This is a genomic window from Pseudoalteromonas sp. XMcav1-K, from assembly GCF_044005875.1.
Lineage (GTDB): Bacteria > Pseudomonadota > Gammaproteobacteria > Enterobacterales > Alteromonadaceae > Pseudoalteromonas > Pseudoalteromonas spongiae.
This window is the reverse complement of sequence record NZ_JBIPJE010000024.1, coordinates 1-16157: the sequence shown is the minus strand read 5'-3', so window position 1 is coordinate 16157 and position 16157 is coordinate 1. Positions and strand designations below refer to the sequence as shown.

Genomic DNA, 16157 nt, shown 5'->3' with positions numbered 1-16157 from the left:
ATGATAAGTTACGGATAATTGTAATTGGATGACACATGAAAATTGAAAGCGCAAATGTAAAACTTGAAAACACCTATGTCGGTGAATTTGTATCAGAGCGGCGAGAAACTCCAATCACTCCACCGAGCGAACCAAGTGTGCAAAAGGTAGAACATTCTTTAGAGGATATTTCACTCGAAGACGATGCAAAAATTCATATTCTAAAATTACTTATTCAAGAGCTTACCGGTAAAGAAATTGATTGGTTTGACAAAAACGAAATGAAGCAGCCCGACACAAGCCAACCAGTAGACGCAAACACGAGTCAACCAGACGGCCCTCTCGAAGTTATCGTTGAACGACTTAACCATGAACATCAAAGTAACGACCTAAAACTGGCAGGAGAGCTCAAGCTTGAAAGTGGTCGTGAGATCAGGTTTGAGTTCAAGTTGGCGTTTGAGCAAACTCACACCGAGTATCAACGGACAATTGAAACCATAAATATGAAAGATCCACTTGTGATTAGTTTTACCAATAAGCCGGTGTCTTTAAGCGCTCGTGAACACGGATTTGATATCGACGCTGATGGTGAACAAGATAAAATTGCACATCTTGACAAAGGGTTTGGCTATTTAGCACTTGATCGAAACAACAATGGCAAAATTGATAATGGTAACGAGCTTTTTGGTGCACTAAGTGGTAACGGCTTTAACGACCTTAGCCAATACGATGAAGACGGGAACGGCTTTATTGATGAAAACGACAGTATTTTTCAGTCGCTACACGTATGGGTTAAAAATGAAAATGAAGACCGACTTATATCACTAAATGAAGCAAATATTGGTGCCATAGGGCTACAACACGCCCAAACACCGCTTAATATTCGTAACAACGGTGAACTTAAAGGTGCAGTCCGTCAGTCGGGATTTTATTTAAGTAACAGCGGGCAAGTCGGTTTATTACAACAAATTGACCTTGTGGTTTAAGTCTTTACTTTAAACTTTTAATGTACGACTTAGTGCGGGCCCATGTGTTTTTTCGAGTTATTTAAATTACGTCGTTTACAAAGCACATGGCAGCCCTATACCCCTTACTTACTCGCTAGCAGACGTTTTTTCTCTAGCTTAAACTGTGCATTCAATTCATCAATTAATGCTAAAAGTACAGTTTGGTCGTCATTACTTAGCGCTAACTTTGTTTGCAAACGCGAATCAAACGGGCTTTCAGCAATGTTCGATAAATGATTTAAGTATGCATCCGTATGCAACAACATCGCACCCACTTTACTTTGAATATTAAGCACACACAAAGCGAGATCATTTGACGCCAGCATTTCGATTTGTTTTACCGCCAAGCTTATTTTTAATTGATCATCTTGCACCGTTTGCCGAGTATTGCTGATAAGCACTTGAAAGTCTTTTTTTAACTGAAGCTCTTTATTTGGATTATTTAGCTCTACCGCTGCATTTGTATCTTCTAAAAAGGCTTTCGATGCTGCATCTAACTTTTCAGCGATTTCAGATTTATGACGAAAAATCATTTCGCCCAATAACGTTTGAAATACCAGAAGTTGGTTAGCCGTTATTTCGAATAATTTTAGGTGTGCGTGCCCTGTTATATTATCCGTAACCGCATTCTCCTTTTGTTGATGCTGTTTAAAAAGAATAATAAAAATCAGCACAATAATCAGGCTTAAGGCAATTTGTGCGTTATTTTCAATCAGTAAAATAATGTCAGACATAAGTAGTGTTTGCTTTTTTGCTTAATTCAATCATGGTTTTAGAGATTTTTGAAGCGTTATCAGTTAGTCTGGTCATTAAATACACATAAACATCACTACTGACACTCCCTGACAAACAAATCGTTATTATTAACAAAAACGACAAGGACAAGGACAGTAATTATGATAACACTCTACGAATTTCCACCCGCTTTTGGCCTTACCAACGCAAGCCCATTTGCGCTTAAGCTTGAAGCCTACTGCAAATTGGCCAAAATAGAATACCACGTGAAATATCGTATTGATTCAGAAAAAATGCCAAAAAAGAAGTTCCCCGTGGCATTGATCAACAACGAATTAGTCGCCGATTCAAATATTATTCTCGCGCAATTAGATCAAACAGCGCAACTTGATGCTTCACTAAGCAACGAGCAGCATGCACTTGGTTATTTGATTAAAGAGTTAATTGAAGAAAAACTGTATTGGTGCTTAGTTTATAGCCGCTGGGTTGATGACGCTTTTTGGCCGACAACTAAAGCCGAGTTATTTTCAGAAATGCCCAGAGTTCTCAAACTCTTTGTACCAAATTTAGTAAGAAAGAACCTAATTAAAAGCATTTATGCGCAAGGGCTTGGGCGACATTCAACAACGCAAATATATGATTTTGCAATTGAAGCAGTAACGCATTTGGCTAACTTACTGGGAGAAAAACCTTATTTTGTATCTGATTATATGACTCAATATGACTGCGCTGCCTATGCAACATTAACCAACCTATTAAATGGAAAACTTGAAACACCAATAAAAGCAGCGATTGAACAAAAGCCTAATTTAGTGGCTTACATCAATCGCTGTTATGAATCATGTGGTGTTTAGTTAAAAATTAACGTCGCTTACATTACCTGAGGTCACAATAACAGATGTACTTTGTCCCTCTGGTGATGGAATGGTTAAGCCATCAAATTGAATGTTGTCATCAACTAAGTCGTTACAGCGAAGCGCTACAACATAATCACCAGCTTCAACAAAACCAAATTCAAATTCACCGGCAACACTGGCATTCACGCTAGCAAGTGGCGCAGATGCCGTTGGTGCTTCACCAGTAAAGCTTTCATCTTCAGCATCAAACAAATCACCTAACTCAGTGGCATCACCTGAATATAGATACACAGTACACGGCCCTAAGTTTAAATTTTCAGCTGAAATAGTACCACTTACTCCGCCTGCATTACTTACCACCTTAATACCGTGTGGTTTTAAAATAAAACCGTTTTTCGATGGATCGTTACCACGCTGCACAAGCGAACTTCTTAAATCAAATTCTATGGTATACGCAGGTGTGTCACCTTGTTGTTCAAGTGTTGCATCAACTGCAAATTCACCTAAACGCAAACGCGAGCTAGGCACTTTAATTGCGTATAAATTCGCATCATTATCAAGCTCTACGTAAGAGCTTGTATCTACAATTACTAATTCTAATTTGTAGTTACCTTGATCTAAGGTAATTCCAGCAAGTTCATCGATGATCTTCTTTTGACCTGCACCTTGGTATTCAAGCAAATTAATAACGATTGACTGAACACTTGTTCCATCTTCTAAAACAAACTCTTCAACTAACGTTTCTTCTGACACTTCACCTGCGTCATCAAGCGCTAAAATTTTAATTGTCTCTATTTCAATTACCACTGCAATTGCATCATCTACCGGTGCATCACTTACGCCAAGCGAAAACTTTGCTTGTTGTTCGCCGGTTACTGGCGGTACCGTTACATCATCATCGTTAGATGAACTGCCACCGCACGCGGTAATTAACATAGATAAAAGTAATACGAAATAAATTTTCATAATGGACCCTTTGTTCGCACTACACCATTATAGTAGATTGCATAAGGCTCATAGATACGTACATTGTATGAGTTTCGCGGTGTTCATTAAAAACAATCAAATAGCATGAGGAAAATTTAACTAACCTTGCACAATCGATTAAATAGATTAATTACACCCATTTAATCCATTAGAGCTTAGATTAGTTAATTGGCATACTAAACCCAGTTAAAAAATACAGATATATAGAAGGGCGTACCATGTTGAAAGATATTTCGGGACAATCAGTACCACAAGTCACTTTACCAATTTTTGCTAACAACGAATGGCAAACAGTAACAACAGATGACTTATTTAAAGGCAAAACAGTGGTGGTATTTTCACTACCGGGTGCATTTACACCAACCTGTTCATCAACCCATTTGCCACGCTTTAACGAACTTGCCAATACCTTTAAAGCTAATGGCGTAGACGATATTTTATGTGTATCGGTTAACGATAGCTTTGTTATGTCAGCATGGGCAAATGACCAAGAAGCTGACAATATTCGCTTAATTCCAGATGGTACAGGTGAATTTACCCACGGCATGGGTATGCTTGTTGACAAAAGCGCGATTGGCTTTGGCAAGCGCAGTTGGCGCTACTCAATGCTGGTAAAAGATGGCGTAATTGAAAAAATGTTTATTGAACCAGAGGTAGACGGCGACCCGTTTGAAGTATCAGACGCCGATACCATGCTTGATTACATTAACCCTAATGCGGTTAAACCAAAGCCTGTTGCATTATTTACGAAACCGAACTGCCCATATTGCCAAAATGCAAAACGATTACTCGATAAGCATGGCTTTAATTATGAAGAGATTGTTCTGGGCAAAGACGCAACCTTAACAAGCTTAAAAGCTATGTCAGGGCGAGAAACCGTGCCACAAGTCTTTATTGGTGGTAAGCACATTGGTGGCTCAGACGATTTAGAAAGCTACTTTCAGGACTAACCATATATAGAAAGGCTGTATCTGCAGCCTTTTTAAAATCTAAACTCTACATTGAAATGAGCACCCGTCTCATTATTAGTACGTTCAAACCATTCGGCACGGTGATGCACAACTTCTCCGGTGACTGCAAGCCAAGTTAACACTTCATACTCTAAAGCCAAACTCAAACCATACGCATTACCTTTGTCTGAGAAATAAGACGCTACACACGTTTTGTTCCAGCCACAGCCTTCATTAATGGTTACATTTTGCTCCACATCATAGTGTTCGAATAGATAATATTTACCATCTACATCACCATTTTGATAAAACACACTACCGTACAATATGGCTTGACGATTCAAGCGATATCCTGCAATCAAGGACAAATCATAACTTTTTTGTTCCATTGACCAATCATTATATTGCTTTGTAGGGCTTTCGCTGCGCTTAGCCCAAATATAACCAAGGCTGCCAGCTAACGACAGGTTGCCCGTTTTCTTCTGCTCAAGCGGTGCGCCTAACATTTGGTATTTTAAGCTAACTTGATTTTCACCGTTATCAACAAAACGTGCCTCAAAACCTTTACCTAGTGTCATCGCCGCTGAGAAACGCAGCGTATTATCTCGTTCGCTCTTTTTATTTTTATTTATGGCGATTTGGTTTGAGCTATCGGAGCCTGCGGTAATGTTAAAATGGAAAGGTTGGCTATTAACTTCGGGGCTATCAAATCGCGCCATGCGCGGTTTCACTTCAGGCGTCGATTCACACCCTGCAAGCACAATACTTGATACCACCGTACTTATGACAATCAGCTTGTTCAAAAGAAAGTCCTTTTAAATAAAATATGTGCCAATGATACGGTGATTTTCTTTTCTAATTCAAACCATTGTGTAAATAAACGTAATCAGCAGCCGTATTAAAACACCTTGTAAATCGATGACTACATCACGGCTTACAACATCAATAGCGCGTATTAAAGTAAAGAGATAAAAGACATAACCCACCACCAAAGAGATAATGGGTTAGTGTTAACTAGAGCGTGTTAACCCCTACTGTCTATTTCTGCAGCGCTTTGTTGTCGCTTTTTTACCTAGACCACAAAGCCTACAAAGCAGCGCCGCGATTAAAACTATTTGGATTTGGACAGAATTCAAACCGTAAATAACAACACGCGCTAGAGTAGTTCAATACGAAATGTGTCCATATTTGGTGTGCAATCCCACTTGGCATTTCGCTCATTACTGAGTTTAGATGCATCCCACTCCAAGCCACATATTTGGCCGCTTGCTTCGGTGACAATACGTGTTTGATTACTGTCATTCACCAGCCAAATTGAGATTAAGTCACCCGATGAATTTTCATCAAACTTTGCATTGCGTTCATTAGCATGCTTAGACGAGTCCCATTCAAACGCGCCTTTATTACCATTGGCGACTAAATAACCATCTGCAATTAATTTGTTGCCATCATTAGTGATGCCCGTAACTGTAAACGTCATTGGATCGGCATTGCCGGTACAATCCCATTTCGCGTTACGCTCATTAAAAAAGCGGCTGTTATCCCATTCCAAACCACACGTTTCGCCGTTAACTTCGGTTGTGATCACCAAAGACACATCTTGACCAACTTGAATGTTTGATTGCTGGGTTAAATAGCGATTTTGCACATTGTTAAGTAAAGTGTTTAATTCAGTACCTTGCCCTTTGTTATAAATAGTGCGCACTTCATCAAGGCTCAGCGCACGGTGCCACACGGCAAAATCATCCAAATCGGCTTTTAAATTATAAGTATAATTACCGGTACCATCTTGCCCAATATTCCAGTTAAGCTCTGAGTTAATGTCACCCACATTAGCAATATCACCAGCGATAATATTAAGCTCACCCGTTGGACTTCCTGCGTACATAGTGGCAACACCATTACGGTCAAACGTTGCAACCAGTAACCACCAGCCATTAAAGCTGTAATCGATTGGATCGATGTCTTTTCTGTCGGCACCTGATGACGCTAAATTAATGCCAAAGTCATCGCCATTGCCTTCGTTAGCAAGTAATAATGTGCCGCGATTAGCCCCACTTGCCCAGTTTTTATTACCAACAATCACGGGATCACCAGCTTGGTCGCCACTTACTCTAAACCATGTCATCAAGGTAAAGTTTGTATCTGTGCCAAAATTCAATTCTGTTGGTTTACCTAATGTCAGGTATTCTTTGTCGTCGTTAAGCTTTACATATTGACCAAACTTACCACCCGCTTGCAAATTTGGCGTGCCCCCGCCTACTTGAGCGTGAAGCGCATTGCCTGATGCATCAAGATAGTTGCCATCAAATGGTAAATAGGTTTTAAGGTCTTGCTTGATGCCATTATCGTTAACAACACGCACTAAGTTACCCTGCACAACACCATCCATATTTGCCAGCACAGCTAAACCATGATGGGCAAGTACTGTAGGCGCTGCATCATAATTATGAGGAACACCCGCTAAATAGCCTTGTTTAGCGGTTTTAGATGACACTAAAAATGGAATAGTATAGTTATCTGCTGCATGAATACCGTGCGATGAACCACGTCCACCGTGATCAGATGTCAGAACAATTTGCCAATCTTCACTGTCAAAGTTAGGACGATTTTTAATGGCAGCCAAGATGCGACCAATTTGACTATCAACATCGTTTATTTCATTTATATAACCGTTATCTGACGCCGCAAAACAACATGCATGCCCTGCACCATCTACGTCATCAAGAAACAGAAATAATGCATCGACATCAGTCCCGTGCTGCCAATTTGACGCTGTAAAGGTGCCATTAATGATATCAACCGCATTTTGTGTATTCGTTGCATCATCTGCATCTATTTTTACATCTGCGCTATTGGCAATTTGCATATCGGTGCTCCATGTCACCAAATAGGCAGTGTTTAGTGATGGGTTTGCTTGCTCTAATAAGGTCAAATAATGAGGGTGCGCTGCATAATTGCCCCCCGCCACGTCACTATTGCCTGTAACACCACTTTTATTTGATGTAACCCCCGTCATAATACCCACGTGATTAGGGCCACTGTTTGGCGCTGCGTCCTTCATTGTTTGCGCATAATGTGCAAATGCGGTGTTATAGCCATTCGCCCAATTACCACTAATCAAGTTATCAAGATTAGGAGTATGCGCATTTTCAATACCGTCGCCACGCAAGCCATCAACGGCTATCAGCAATGAATGTGTTTTTGCTAAGACAGAAGTGGACATTGCCACACCAGCAAGCAACAACGACACTTTAGCGATTTGCTTTATTGGGTAACTGCACGACATGTTTTTTTTCATAATAATTCCTGTTAGATTGGATTTTTAACTTGGTCTAGACCAATAAAAACTTTAAAGCTAACGTATTACTATTAAGTGATTTTGAAGTGACAAAGCAGTAACAATTTGATTAAAAATACATCAAAGCGTAATGAGAATTTGTAAATTAAATCCAAGCTCCATTTAACTGGCTACTAAGGAATGGTTTTAAACCCCAACGATAAAAGCAATAGCGGCACAACCTTTAAACTTCATCTCCACCAACCAAAAATTGAATTTGCGCCAAGTAAGCTGCCTAAGCCAATAATAGTGAGTACGATAGAAGGTACAGCAAGGGAAAATACATTATTGATGCGCACACGTTGATGCTTGCCTTCACCACCTACCAGTACTTCAACGTTATCGTTGATATGATAGAAAGCTGCAATGACGGCATCTTCACATAAGAATTCTTTTCTTTCGTGATTATCAAAGTATTCAATTAACAAATGTTTATTGCGCCCACCGCTAGATATGCCATCATGATTTATGGTTACCAAATCAATTACGCTACCTTGATAAATACTTGCGTTTTTACGAAAGCGTAAGCGCGTTATAAGTAGCCAAATAGCGACAGATAAACACACCACACTAACAAAAAGCATGTAATAACCCATTAGCGCTTTCCAATAGTAGGTCTATCTTTACTAAAAAACCCTATCCACGTTGAAATAACATACAAAGACGCGTCAACAATAACGCTTGTGTAAAATTTAAAAGGCTGATCAGTCGCATTGACTATGACTTCGTTACCCTGAACGCGATAGGAATAATCACCATCTAACATGGTTATCAGCCCCAGTGCAGTTGCGATACTAAACACACGAAAAAACCAGCGCGTGCGCCGTTCGGTATACATTAGCGTATTGCCTTATTTGGTAAATTTGTCTTTAACATTCTTTGTAAAAGTAACCGCGCAATTAGAGATTAAGTTACTGTACACAAAATAAAGTGATATGTAGAAAAGTATTAAGTAAGCAAGTTTTTCAAAAGCACATAATCAACGTCATGGAAAATCGACTTTCAAAAAAGCGGCATATATTGAGTTAAAAATACACTCAAAGCCGTTTAACCGTGGCTAAATTTGCTGAATAAATTAAACTTTGCAGCCATACTGCAAAAGCCAGTTTTCTGCTTGTTGCAAACTAGTGACTTTAATGAACGGGACGTGTGCATTTTCAATGTGATGTTGAATATGTTGACCTTGTTCTTCGCTATCAACCAGCCAACACTCCGCTATTTGATTATTTCTTGTAAGTTGAATCGTTTTGTTATGTTTATAGTTACTAACGTCTTCAGACACTCGCCATCCACGTAAATCGGCAAAGAGCGCCCAAGGAGTATTTCTAACCCGCGAAATGGTTTCATCAAGCAAGGTTAAATAACCAATATCAGCTTGAATATCCCAGTTTCCTGCAATCTTAACAACCACAAGATTATGTTTAAGTGACACGCTATAAACAGGTTCAATCATAGTTTTAACAACAGCTACTTTTTATTACTTTAAGTAAGTTATTAACTTCACACTCTTTATACAAGAATAGCGCTTATGCATTGTAAAAACGAACATTAAATTGTGTAGGCAAACAGAGTTTTTAAAACGTGTTAGAGCCTTAACGAACAGTAATTTCGTGTTTACGCAAAAAAGCCAGCAAATGCTGGCTTAATTTATTTCTCGTTTTGCTCGTCACTTGCTTCGGCTTTTTGTTCTTTTTGCTGTTTTACAATGGCAATGGTTTGCTCAATTTTTGGGTCAGGTAACACCATGTGAACTAATGCCCCAAGAACATACGCGCCGGTTTTGCGCTTTTTCGCCCAACCAACCATTTTCCAAAACAAAAACAGTAAAAATGCCCAAACAAAAACCAGCACAAAAAGTGTGATTGCTTGTGTCATAACGTTTCCTTTTTAATATTTACGTTTATTAACAAGGGGCGCGTTATATATGGCTATAAGATTTGTTAAACAGGTAGGTATCGCGCTTTAAAAAGCTAATGAAAGGGGGCACATAATCGTAACCTGTGGCAACAAATTGCAACAAGCTTTTAAACTGAAGTTTGGTAGTGAAAGTATAAGCTGTGTTTTTACGAATGTATTTATTGGATGAAACCAACTTTGACGCGGCTGCATTCATCGCTGGTTGAGGCTGTGAGATTAACGTGCGGGTTAGATTAAATGGTAGCAACGCTGATATTACAACTAACAGCAGTAAGAGTGTTTTTATTATGTGTACGCTACGTTTATCCATATTCTTTTAATAAGGCCGTTTTTAAATAATTCAAATTGTTAAAGTTGAAAAATTTAAATACTGCAAAGTTTTTAATTACCGCACTACAAATTACCTGTTAACTTAAGCAAAAACCGCTTAGGAATAACAATGGATATAAATACCTGGGTTATGTACTTTTTATCAGTGTTAGTGCTAACCGCATCACCGGGGCCAAGCGCGTTATTTTGTATGACACGCGCGGTAAGTTCCGGCACGCTCGGCGGTTTTATTGCTGCACTTGGCAGTTTAATTGCTATTACTCTTATTCTTACGCTTTCATTTACCGGATTAGGCGTGCTTATCGCAACATCGGAGCTTGCGTTTACATTAGTAAAATATTTAGGCGCTGCATATTTGGTGTATTTGGGAGTTCAGTCGTTTCGCTCAAAAGCGGATAATTTAGCAAAAGTAGAAGTCAATTCATCAAACAAACGGTTACTAACAGATAACTTTTTTCAAGGCTTTATTGTCGGTGCCAGTAACCCTAAAGCAATTGTCTTTTTCACTGCCTTGTTTCCACAATTCATCAATCCAAATGGCTCTTTGCTTAGTCAGTACAGTATCTTCGCCATTACCTTTATATTGTTAGAATTAAGCTGGTTAATGTTTTACGTAGTGCTCGGGGTTAAATCGTCAAATTGGTTGTATCGCAATAACAGAATGCGTCTTTTTAACAGATTAACCGGCTCTGTGTTTATCAGCGCAGGCACCTTATTATCATTATCAAACCGCGGTTAGTGATATTTCTGTTTTGCGTTTGTGACTTTCTCTAGGTATCTGCGGGACTCTTGACGAGGGTGGTGATGGCGCAAACGTTGATACACCGCACCTGGGCTTTGTCGATTAATCAGTTTAACCGCGGTATCGCGATTGCTGTGATAGGTTTTTAACACATTGCCCGCACCACCGTTATAGGCTGAAATAACCGTATATTCTCGACTTTTTTTATTCGCAACACCTTTTAGGTAACGGGTGTTTAAAATCTTTAAGTAAGCGGTGCCAATATCAATATTATAGTTTGGCTGCATAAGCTGTGCTTTGCTTGGCTGCCCAGTTTTTCCTTTTTCAAGTTTGAATACATCTCGCCCTGCAGTTGCAGGCATTATTTGCATTAAACCATACGCATTAGAGCGACTTACCGCGTACGGATTAAACGCGCTCTCAGTTTCAATCACCGCATAAATGAGCGCAGCATCAATATTATAACGTTTGGCTGCAGCTAACACCGCATTGCTGTACTTTAAATGACGCAAATGCTGATGTTCGTTAACGAGCTTAAAGCTCACAGAACTAAACTGACGGTTATCGTCGTGCTCTACCTTTGTATAGTGATCCACAAGATAATTTGCGTAACGCCTAGCGCGCCACTCAAAGCGCACTAATTCTCCGTCATGGTCGCGAACTTGCGGATACAAAAATGGCTCACCACTTAGGTTGGGGGCATTACTTGAAAATATATCGGTCGTTGACGGATCATCGGTTGTAAGTAATGTTTCAAACACTGCCTGTGCCAGTTTTAAAGCTACCTTTTTTGTAGCAATGGTTTCTACCTTTACTGTGCCTTTTTCAAAATCGACAATGGCGCGCGCTTGATAATTGTTTGAATACTTTACATAGCGTTTGTTACTTGGCAGCGAACTGTGTTTATTGCCCCAAATACGTTTAATGACGGAATCTAGCTCATCAAAAAGTTGCTTTATTCGGCGCGTATCGGTTTTGATAGCGGCTTTTGATTGCTCAACACCTTTGGCGATGGCAACAATATCATGGGGGTTTTGCTCAATTTGCTTAGAGAGTTTTTCCAGTGCTCTGGGCGATTTTACATCGACGGTCGATTTACAACTTGCAACACTTAATAACAACCCAATTAATAGTAATCTGTGTTGCATGCCCTAACCTACGCCTTCGTAAACTTAAGGTTAGTGTAAAATAAAGCACTTTAAAATCAATATAAAACATAACAAATTGCTAGCGCCTAGCGTGCTATCGCGTTGTCATTTATCTGAAAACTAGCTTTGTTACTTTACAGTTATATTGCCAAATTAGCGGTAACTTATGCCGAGTGTACGACTAAAAAATGGCGTGCGCCTCCACTATGAAGACCACGGCGACCCAACACACCCCGCAGTTATTCTCATTATGGGTTTAGGTGCACAAATGACGGTTTGGCCAGACCCGTTCTATTACGGATTAGCACAAAAAGGACTGCGGGTGATCCGATTTGATAATCGCGATGTGGGGCTTTCAAGTCATTTTGATCAATGTGGCAACCCTAATCTGCTAAAGATTTGGCTAACAAAGCCCTTTAACAAAGGGGCCTTAGCCCCCTATACGCTTGATGAGATGGCATGCGATGTGGTTGGGCTGATGAAAGCACTTAAAATTAAAAAAGCCCATATAATTGGTGCATCCATGGGGGGCATGATTGGGCAAATTGTTGCAGCTAAGCATAAAAAGAAAGTGCTCAGCCTAACCTCTATCATGTCTTCGTCTTACAATATTCCCCTTTCTAAACAAGGCTTAAAGGTATTGTTTACACTCGCTAAACATCAACCCAAAAGCGTATGTAAAGATGCATTTATAGACTACACGGTAAAGTTAAATCAGCTGATAGGCAGTCCTAATTTCCCGCAACATGAGCAAGCGCTGTATCAACAAGCCAAACAGAATGTAGAGCGTAGCCTTAACCCCAATGGCATAAAACGGCAACTTGCAGCAATTGCGGCAAGCCAAAATCGAAAACACTTATTAGCTGCGATTAAAGTGCCTACACTTGTTATTCACGGTGTGCACGACCCGGTTATTCCTGTTAAAGCGGGCTATCAAACGGCGCAAGCAATTAAACGTTCAAAACTGAAATCCATCAATGGCATGGGACATGACTTTCCCCCTCAATTAATGACCAAATTAACCAAGTGGATATATAAACACGTGCAAAAGGCGCAAAAGCGTCATTTAAAAAAGCAAATGGCAAAGCAACATTTAGCCAACATTCAGAATTAGTGGTTGCCAATACCATTGAAAACGATAGAGTGAGTAACTACAAATCAAACAACGTACATAACTACGCATAAAACGCATCATGCATATAAAGCAACCTATAAGAATTATTTTTGCACTACTTGCTATTTTGTTCAGTGTGCAACTCGTAAATGCCATTAGCCAAGGCGCGGTATCAGGGCTAGGTATCTACCCCAGAACGCTAAACGGGTTAGCAGGAATTATCTTTGCGCCGTGGATCCATCACAGCTGGCAACATTTATTATCAAACGCGGCTCCGCTCGCAGTGCTTGCGTTTATTACATTACAACAAGGATTAAAGCGCTTTTTATTAGTGTACTTATTTATTTCAATTGTTGCGGGTAGCGCAGTATGGGTGTTTGCCTTTGACGGATATCACGCGGGTGCAAGTACCATGGTATTTGGCCTTATTGCGTATATTCTAAGCAATGCCATATTTAGCCGGAATATTTTTAATCTGATCCTCGCCATTATCATCTGTTTTTTATACGCCGGTGTAATTTACTCTCTTACCCAATTTATTCCAGGTGTGAGTTGGAGCAGTCATTTCTTTGGTTTTATTGCCGGACTTATTGCGGGAAAAGTTTTTAATAGCGCCCCGCAGAAACGCCCTTAAAACTTTGTTTTTTAATGAAAATTTAATTATTAAAAAATAGATTGCAGCGCGCTTTATTTTGCATAATAATTGCGCGCTTTTATCACCTTTCAGATAAATTCCAATTCGCATGTTTTTAAGCCTAAAAACACTGCTGAAAGCACTAAAAGCGTCACCCAAGGCGTGAAAATGCAGCAACTAATACGTGATTGCTGCTTCTCCACCGGACTGTGCAAAAATTAACTCGTAACGCGAATTGGTCAATTATGCTCACATCTAGTTTGGAGAATGAAATGAGTGATTTATTGGGTATTAGTTTGCTTATTCTGTTCGGCGCGTTGTTCGCTATGTCGGAGATAGCTATTGCTGCCGCCCGTAAAATTAAGTTACGTGTTATGGCTGACGAAGGCAGCAAAAATGCTAATGCAGTGCTTAAGTTGCAAGAACAGCCCGGCGGATTTTTTGCGATGATCCAAATCGCGTTAAACGCGATTGCCATTCTTGGCGGGATAATTGGCGAGCAAACCTTAACACCTTACACATCAGAGCTGGTTAGCCTAGTGTATACCGGTGATTTAGCAGGACAAATTAGCTTTTTACTGTCGTTTTTGATTATTACATCGCTGTTTATTTTGTTTGCTGACCTATTGCCTAAACGCATTGCCATGATTATGCCCGAAACGGTCGCGTTACGAGTGGTTAACTTAATGAATTGGTTAACACTTGCACTAACACCTTTTGTGATTTTATTTAATGGTATTAGCAATATTGTTCTGCGGATTTTTAAGCTACCGACCCAGCGAGAAGAAATCGTTACAACGGAAGACATTGTGGCGGTAATGGAAGCGGGTGCACAAGATGGTTCATTGCAACAGCAAGAGTATCGTTTAATTGGCAACGTGTTTGAATTAGAAGCACGCACTTTGCCAACGGTTATGACGACGCGTGAATCGATTGTCTTTTTTGATATTAACGAAGATAGCGAGAGTATTTGCAGCAAGATTTTAGCGCATCCGCACAATCAATTTTTAGTATGTGATGGCCAATTAGATAAGCTTGTTGGCACGATTGAATCTAAAGTAATTCTTAAACAAATTCTTGAAACGGGTAAAGCACACCTTAATCCCGATATTTTAACTAAAGAGGTTGTTTACTTACCCGAAACCTTAACGCTATCAGAGGCGCTAAATGCGTTTAAATCGGCATCGACCCAATTTGCTGTAGTGGTAAATGAATACGCGCTAATTGTTGGTGTTGTCACCATTAAGGATTTAATGAGTTGTTTTATGGGGGATTTAGTGCAATTTGATGGTGAAGAGCAAATTGTTAAACGCGACGCAAATTCGTGGCTTGTAGATGGTGCTACGCCTATAGTTGATTTAATGAAGTTGCTTGAAATTGATGAATTCCCTGATGAAAATCAGTACGAAACAACAGCTGGGTTTATTATTTACTTGATGAAACGCATTCCAAAGCGCGCAGATTTTGTCACTCATGCAGGTTATAAATTTGAAGCAGTAGATATCGATGGCATTCGAGTTGATCAGCTGCTGATCACTCGTCTGCTCGATGAAACATTAATTGACCCTAAACCACAGCATCAAACTGATGCGAATACGTAATAACATGGATAACAATTGGATATTATTAGTTATTTATCAATAAGCCCATTTCAATGGACAAAAGTTGGCGCTGCAATTTGTTGCGGCTTTATTATTGGCTTAGAACGTCAACTGCGCGGCAAGCCTGTGGGGATTCGAACATCAGCCCTTATTGTGCTTGGTACTTACATGTTTATTGCTGCGTCAAACTCACTAAATAATGATGTCACTGATACATCGCGTATCATCGGACAAGTTGTCACTGGCGTTGGCTTTTTAGGTGCCGGCGTTATGCTTGCCAAAGACGGTATTGTGGTTGGAGTTACCTCAGCTGCAACTATTTGGGTACTCGCCGCAATAGGTGTTGCGATTGATATTTCGGGCGAACTAGGTGCAATTAAATTGAGTATTTTAGTGGTCGTTATTTTATACGGTGTAGACGTGCTAGAAGACTATTTTACCTCACTTACTCGTGGCGTACATGCACGCTTTAATGGTTGGAAAAAACGCAATAAGTAGCGCATCAAGCGCTACTTACTCGCTAAAGCGCAAACATCTGTACTTTTAGCAACGTGACGAATTACGTTCAAAACAATCAATCTACCTTTGTAAAACACCTAGGGTCTGTTGACCTTTCAAGTTCGTTTTTGCAGCAGTTTGATTGGGTTTTATACAAGGCAGAGGCTGCGTGGCATAGTTATTCTATGTGGGCCAGCCGATAACACAGTAGAAAAGCCAATCAAGCGCTGCCGAACGGTTCTTTTGAGCGCACTTTTCTCATTGTTGCCTATATGGATGTAGGTAAGGGGCGTGAGCAGGACGCGGAAGCTTTGCTCG

Annotated in this window: 17 protein-coding genes; 8 read left to right on the top strand and 9 right to left on the bottom strand. The window is 40.0% G+C overall.

What is annotated here, in order from left to right:
- The first annotated feature begins 35 nt into the window (after positions 1-35).
- A complete protein-coding gene (locus ACHSBP_RS02395) occupies positions 36-965 on the top strand; it encodes a hypothetical protein (RefSeq protein WP_395388055.1) in 930 nt (309 codons plus the stop codon).
- A 104-nt stretch (positions 966-1069) separates the two neighbouring features.
- Here the strand turns inward: ACHSBP_RS02395 and ACHSBP_RS02390 are convergent, their stop codons facing one another.
- Positions 1070-1720: a hypothetical protein gene (locus ACHSBP_RS02390; RefSeq protein WP_010559373.1), complete on the bottom strand. Its 651-nt coding sequence runs from the start codon at positions 1718-1720 to the stop codon at positions 1070-1072.
- 162 nt (positions 1721-1882) lie between these two features.
- Here ACHSBP_RS02390 and ACHSBP_RS02385 point away from each other — a divergent pair, with 162 nt between their 5' ends.
- Positions 1883-2575, top strand: coding sequence for a glutathione S-transferase family protein (locus tag ACHSBP_RS02385; RefSeq protein ID WP_395388054.1), 693 nt, complete (start codon positions 1883-1885; stop codon positions 2573-2575).
- On the opposite strand, the gene ACHSBP_RS02380 is transcribed toward ACHSBP_RS02385, so the two are convergent.
- A complete protein-coding gene (locus ACHSBP_RS02380; RefSeq protein WP_395388053.1) occupies positions 2576-3544 on the bottom strand; it encodes a DUF4382 domain-containing protein in 969 nt (322 codons plus the stop codon).
- 239 nt (positions 3545-3783) lie between these two features.
- Here ACHSBP_RS02380 and ACHSBP_RS02375 point away from each other — a divergent pair, with 239 nt between their 5' ends.
- The gene (locus ACHSBP_RS02375) at positions 3784-4515 is read left to right on the top strand and encodes a glutathione peroxidase (RefSeq protein WP_010559376.1); all 732 of its coding nucleotides are present in this window, start codon (positions 3784-3786) and stop codon (positions 4513-4515) included.
- Positions 4516-4547: 32 nt separating this feature from the next.
- On the opposite strand, the gene ACHSBP_RS02370 is transcribed toward ACHSBP_RS02375, so the two are convergent.
- The 6 genes from ACHSBP_RS02370 to ACHSBP_RS02345 form a co-directional block, all read right to left on the bottom strand.
- Positions 4548-5318: a hypothetical protein gene (locus ACHSBP_RS02370; protein WP_021033020.1), complete on the bottom strand. Its 771-nt coding sequence runs from the start codon at positions 5316-5318 to the stop codon at positions 4548-4550.
- A 353-nt stretch (positions 5319-5671) separates the two neighbouring features.
- Positions 5672-7816: an alkaline phosphatase family protein gene (locus ACHSBP_RS02365; RefSeq protein ID WP_010559378.1), complete on the bottom strand. Its 2145-nt coding sequence runs from the start codon at positions 7814-7816 to the stop codon at positions 5672-5674.
- Positions 7817-8046: 230 nt separating this feature from the next.
- The gene (locus ACHSBP_RS02360; protein ID WP_148665279.1) at positions 8047-8439 is read right to left on the bottom strand and encodes a hypothetical protein; all 393 of its coding nucleotides are present in this window, start codon (positions 8437-8439) and stop codon (positions 8047-8049) included.
- 11 nt (positions 8440-8450) lie between these two features.
- Positions 8451-8693, bottom strand: coding sequence for a hypothetical protein (locus ACHSBP_RS02355; protein ID WP_395388052.1), 243 nt, complete (start codon positions 8691-8693; stop codon positions 8451-8453).
- A gap of 237 nt (positions 8694-8930) precedes the next feature.
- The gene (locus ACHSBP_RS02350; protein ID WP_010559380.1) at positions 8931-9308 is read right to left on the bottom strand and encodes a hypothetical protein; all 378 of its coding nucleotides are present in this window, start codon (positions 9306-9308) and stop codon (positions 8931-8933) included.
- Between the two features lie 194 nt (positions 9309-9502).
- Positions 9503-9730, bottom strand: coding sequence for a hypothetical protein (locus ACHSBP_RS02345; RefSeq protein WP_010559381.1), 228 nt, complete (start codon positions 9728-9730; stop codon positions 9503-9505).
- Positions 9731-10211: 481 nt separating this feature from the next.
- Between ACHSBP_RS02345 and ACHSBP_RS02340 the strand changes: the two genes are divergently transcribed.
- Entirely contained in the window at positions 10212-10841 is a 630-nt protein-coding gene (locus ACHSBP_RS02340) for a LysE family translocator (RefSeq protein ID WP_010559383.1), read from the top strand.
- Here the strand turns inward: ACHSBP_RS02340 and ACHSBP_RS02335 are convergent.
- A complete protein-coding gene (locus ACHSBP_RS02335) occupies positions 10838-11992 on the bottom strand; it encodes a murein transglycosylase domain-containing protein (RefSeq protein ID WP_010559384.1) in 1155 nt (384 codons plus the stop codon). The two genes, ACHSBP_RS02340 and ACHSBP_RS02335, sit on opposite strands and share 4 nt — an antisense overlap.
- 166 nt (positions 11993-12158) lie before the next feature.
- On the opposite strand from ACHSBP_RS02335, the gene ACHSBP_RS02330 reads away from it, so the two are divergent.
- From ACHSBP_RS02330 to ACHSBP_RS02315, 4 genes are all read left to right on the top strand, one after another.
- Positions 12159-13106: an alpha/beta fold hydrolase gene (locus ACHSBP_RS02330; protein WP_010559385.1), complete on the top strand. Its 948-nt coding sequence runs from the start codon at positions 12159-12161 to the stop codon at positions 13104-13106.
- Positions 13107-13185: 79 nt separating this feature from the next.
- The gene (locus tag ACHSBP_RS02325) at positions 13186-13740 is read left to right on the top strand and encodes a rhomboid family intramembrane serine protease (RefSeq protein ID WP_010559386.1); all 555 of its coding nucleotides are present in this window, start codon (positions 13186-13188) and stop codon (positions 13738-13740) included.
- Between the two features lie 272 nt (positions 13741-14012).
- On the top strand, positions 14013-15341 hold the full coding sequence (locus tag ACHSBP_RS02320; protein WP_010559387.1) for a hemolysin family protein: 1329 nt from the start codon (positions 14013-14015) through the stop codon (positions 15339-15341).
- A gap of 15 nt (positions 15342-15356) precedes the next feature.
- Positions 15357-15839 carry an MgtC/SapB family protein gene (locus ACHSBP_RS02315; protein ID WP_010559388.1) on the top strand — a complete coding sequence of 161 codons (483 nt, stop codon included), beginning with the start codon at positions 15357-15359 and terminating at the stop codon, positions 15837-15839.
- The last annotated feature ends 318 nt before the right edge of the window (positions 15840-16157 follow it).

Bases quoted from the DNA above. Each gene is read 5' to 3' on its own strand.
- ACHSBP_RS02395 (WP_395388055.1), top strand. From the start codon at position 36: ATGAAAATTGAAAGCGCAAATGTAAAACTTGAAAACACCTATGTCGGT.
- ACHSBP_RS02390 (WP_010559373.1), bottom strand. From the start codon at position 1,720: ATGTCTGACATTATTTTACTGATTGAAAATAACGCACAAATTGCCTTA.
- ACHSBP_RS02385 (WP_395388054.1), top strand. From the start codon at position 1,883: ATGATAACACTCTACGAATTTCCACCCGCTTTTGGCCTTACCAACGCA.
- ACHSBP_RS02380 (WP_395388053.1), bottom strand. From the start codon at position 3,544: ATGAAAATTTATTTCGTATTACTTTTATCTATGTTAATTACCGCGTGC.
- ACHSBP_RS02375 (WP_010559376.1), top strand. From the start codon at position 3,784: ATGTTGAAAGATATTTCGGGACAATCAGTACCACAAGTCACTTTACCA.
- ACHSBP_RS02365 (WP_010559378.1), bottom strand. From the start codon at position 7,816: ATGAAAAAAAACATGTCGTGCAGTTACCCAATAAAGCAAATCGCTAAA.
- ACHSBP_RS02360 (WP_148665279.1), bottom strand. From the start codon at position 8,439: ATGCTTTTTGTTAGTGTGGTGTGTTTATCTGTCGCTATTTGGCTACTT.
- ACHSBP_RS02355 (WP_395388052.1), bottom strand. From the start codon at position 8,693: ATGTATACCGAACGGCGCACGCGCTGGTTTTTTCGTGTGTTTAGTATC.
- ACHSBP_RS02350 (WP_010559380.1), bottom strand. From the start codon at position 9,308: ATGATTGAACCTGTTTATAGCGTGTCACTTAAACATAATCTTGTGGTT.
- ACHSBP_RS02345 (WP_010559381.1), bottom strand. From the start codon at position 9,730: ATGACACAAGCAATCACACTTTTTGTGCTGGTTTTTGTTTGGGCATTT.
- ACHSBP_RS02340 (WP_010559383.1), top strand. From the start codon at position 10,212: ATGGATATAAATACCTGGGTTATGTACTTTTTATCAGTGTTAGTGCTA.
- ACHSBP_RS02335 (WP_010559384.1), bottom strand. From the start codon at position 11,992: ATGCAACACAGATTACTATTAATTGGGTTGTTATTAAGTGTTGCAAGT.
- ACHSBP_RS02330 (WP_010559385.1), top strand. From the start codon at position 12,159: ATGCCGAGTGTACGACTAAAAAATGGCGTGCGCCTCCACTATGAAGAC.
- ACHSBP_RS02325 (WP_010559386.1), top strand. From the start codon at position 13,186: ATGCATATAAAGCAACCTATAAGAATTATTTTTGCACTACTTGCTATT.
- ACHSBP_RS02320 (WP_010559387.1), top strand. From the start codon at position 14,013: ATGAGTGATTTATTGGGTATTAGTTTGCTTATTCTGTTCGGCGCGTTG.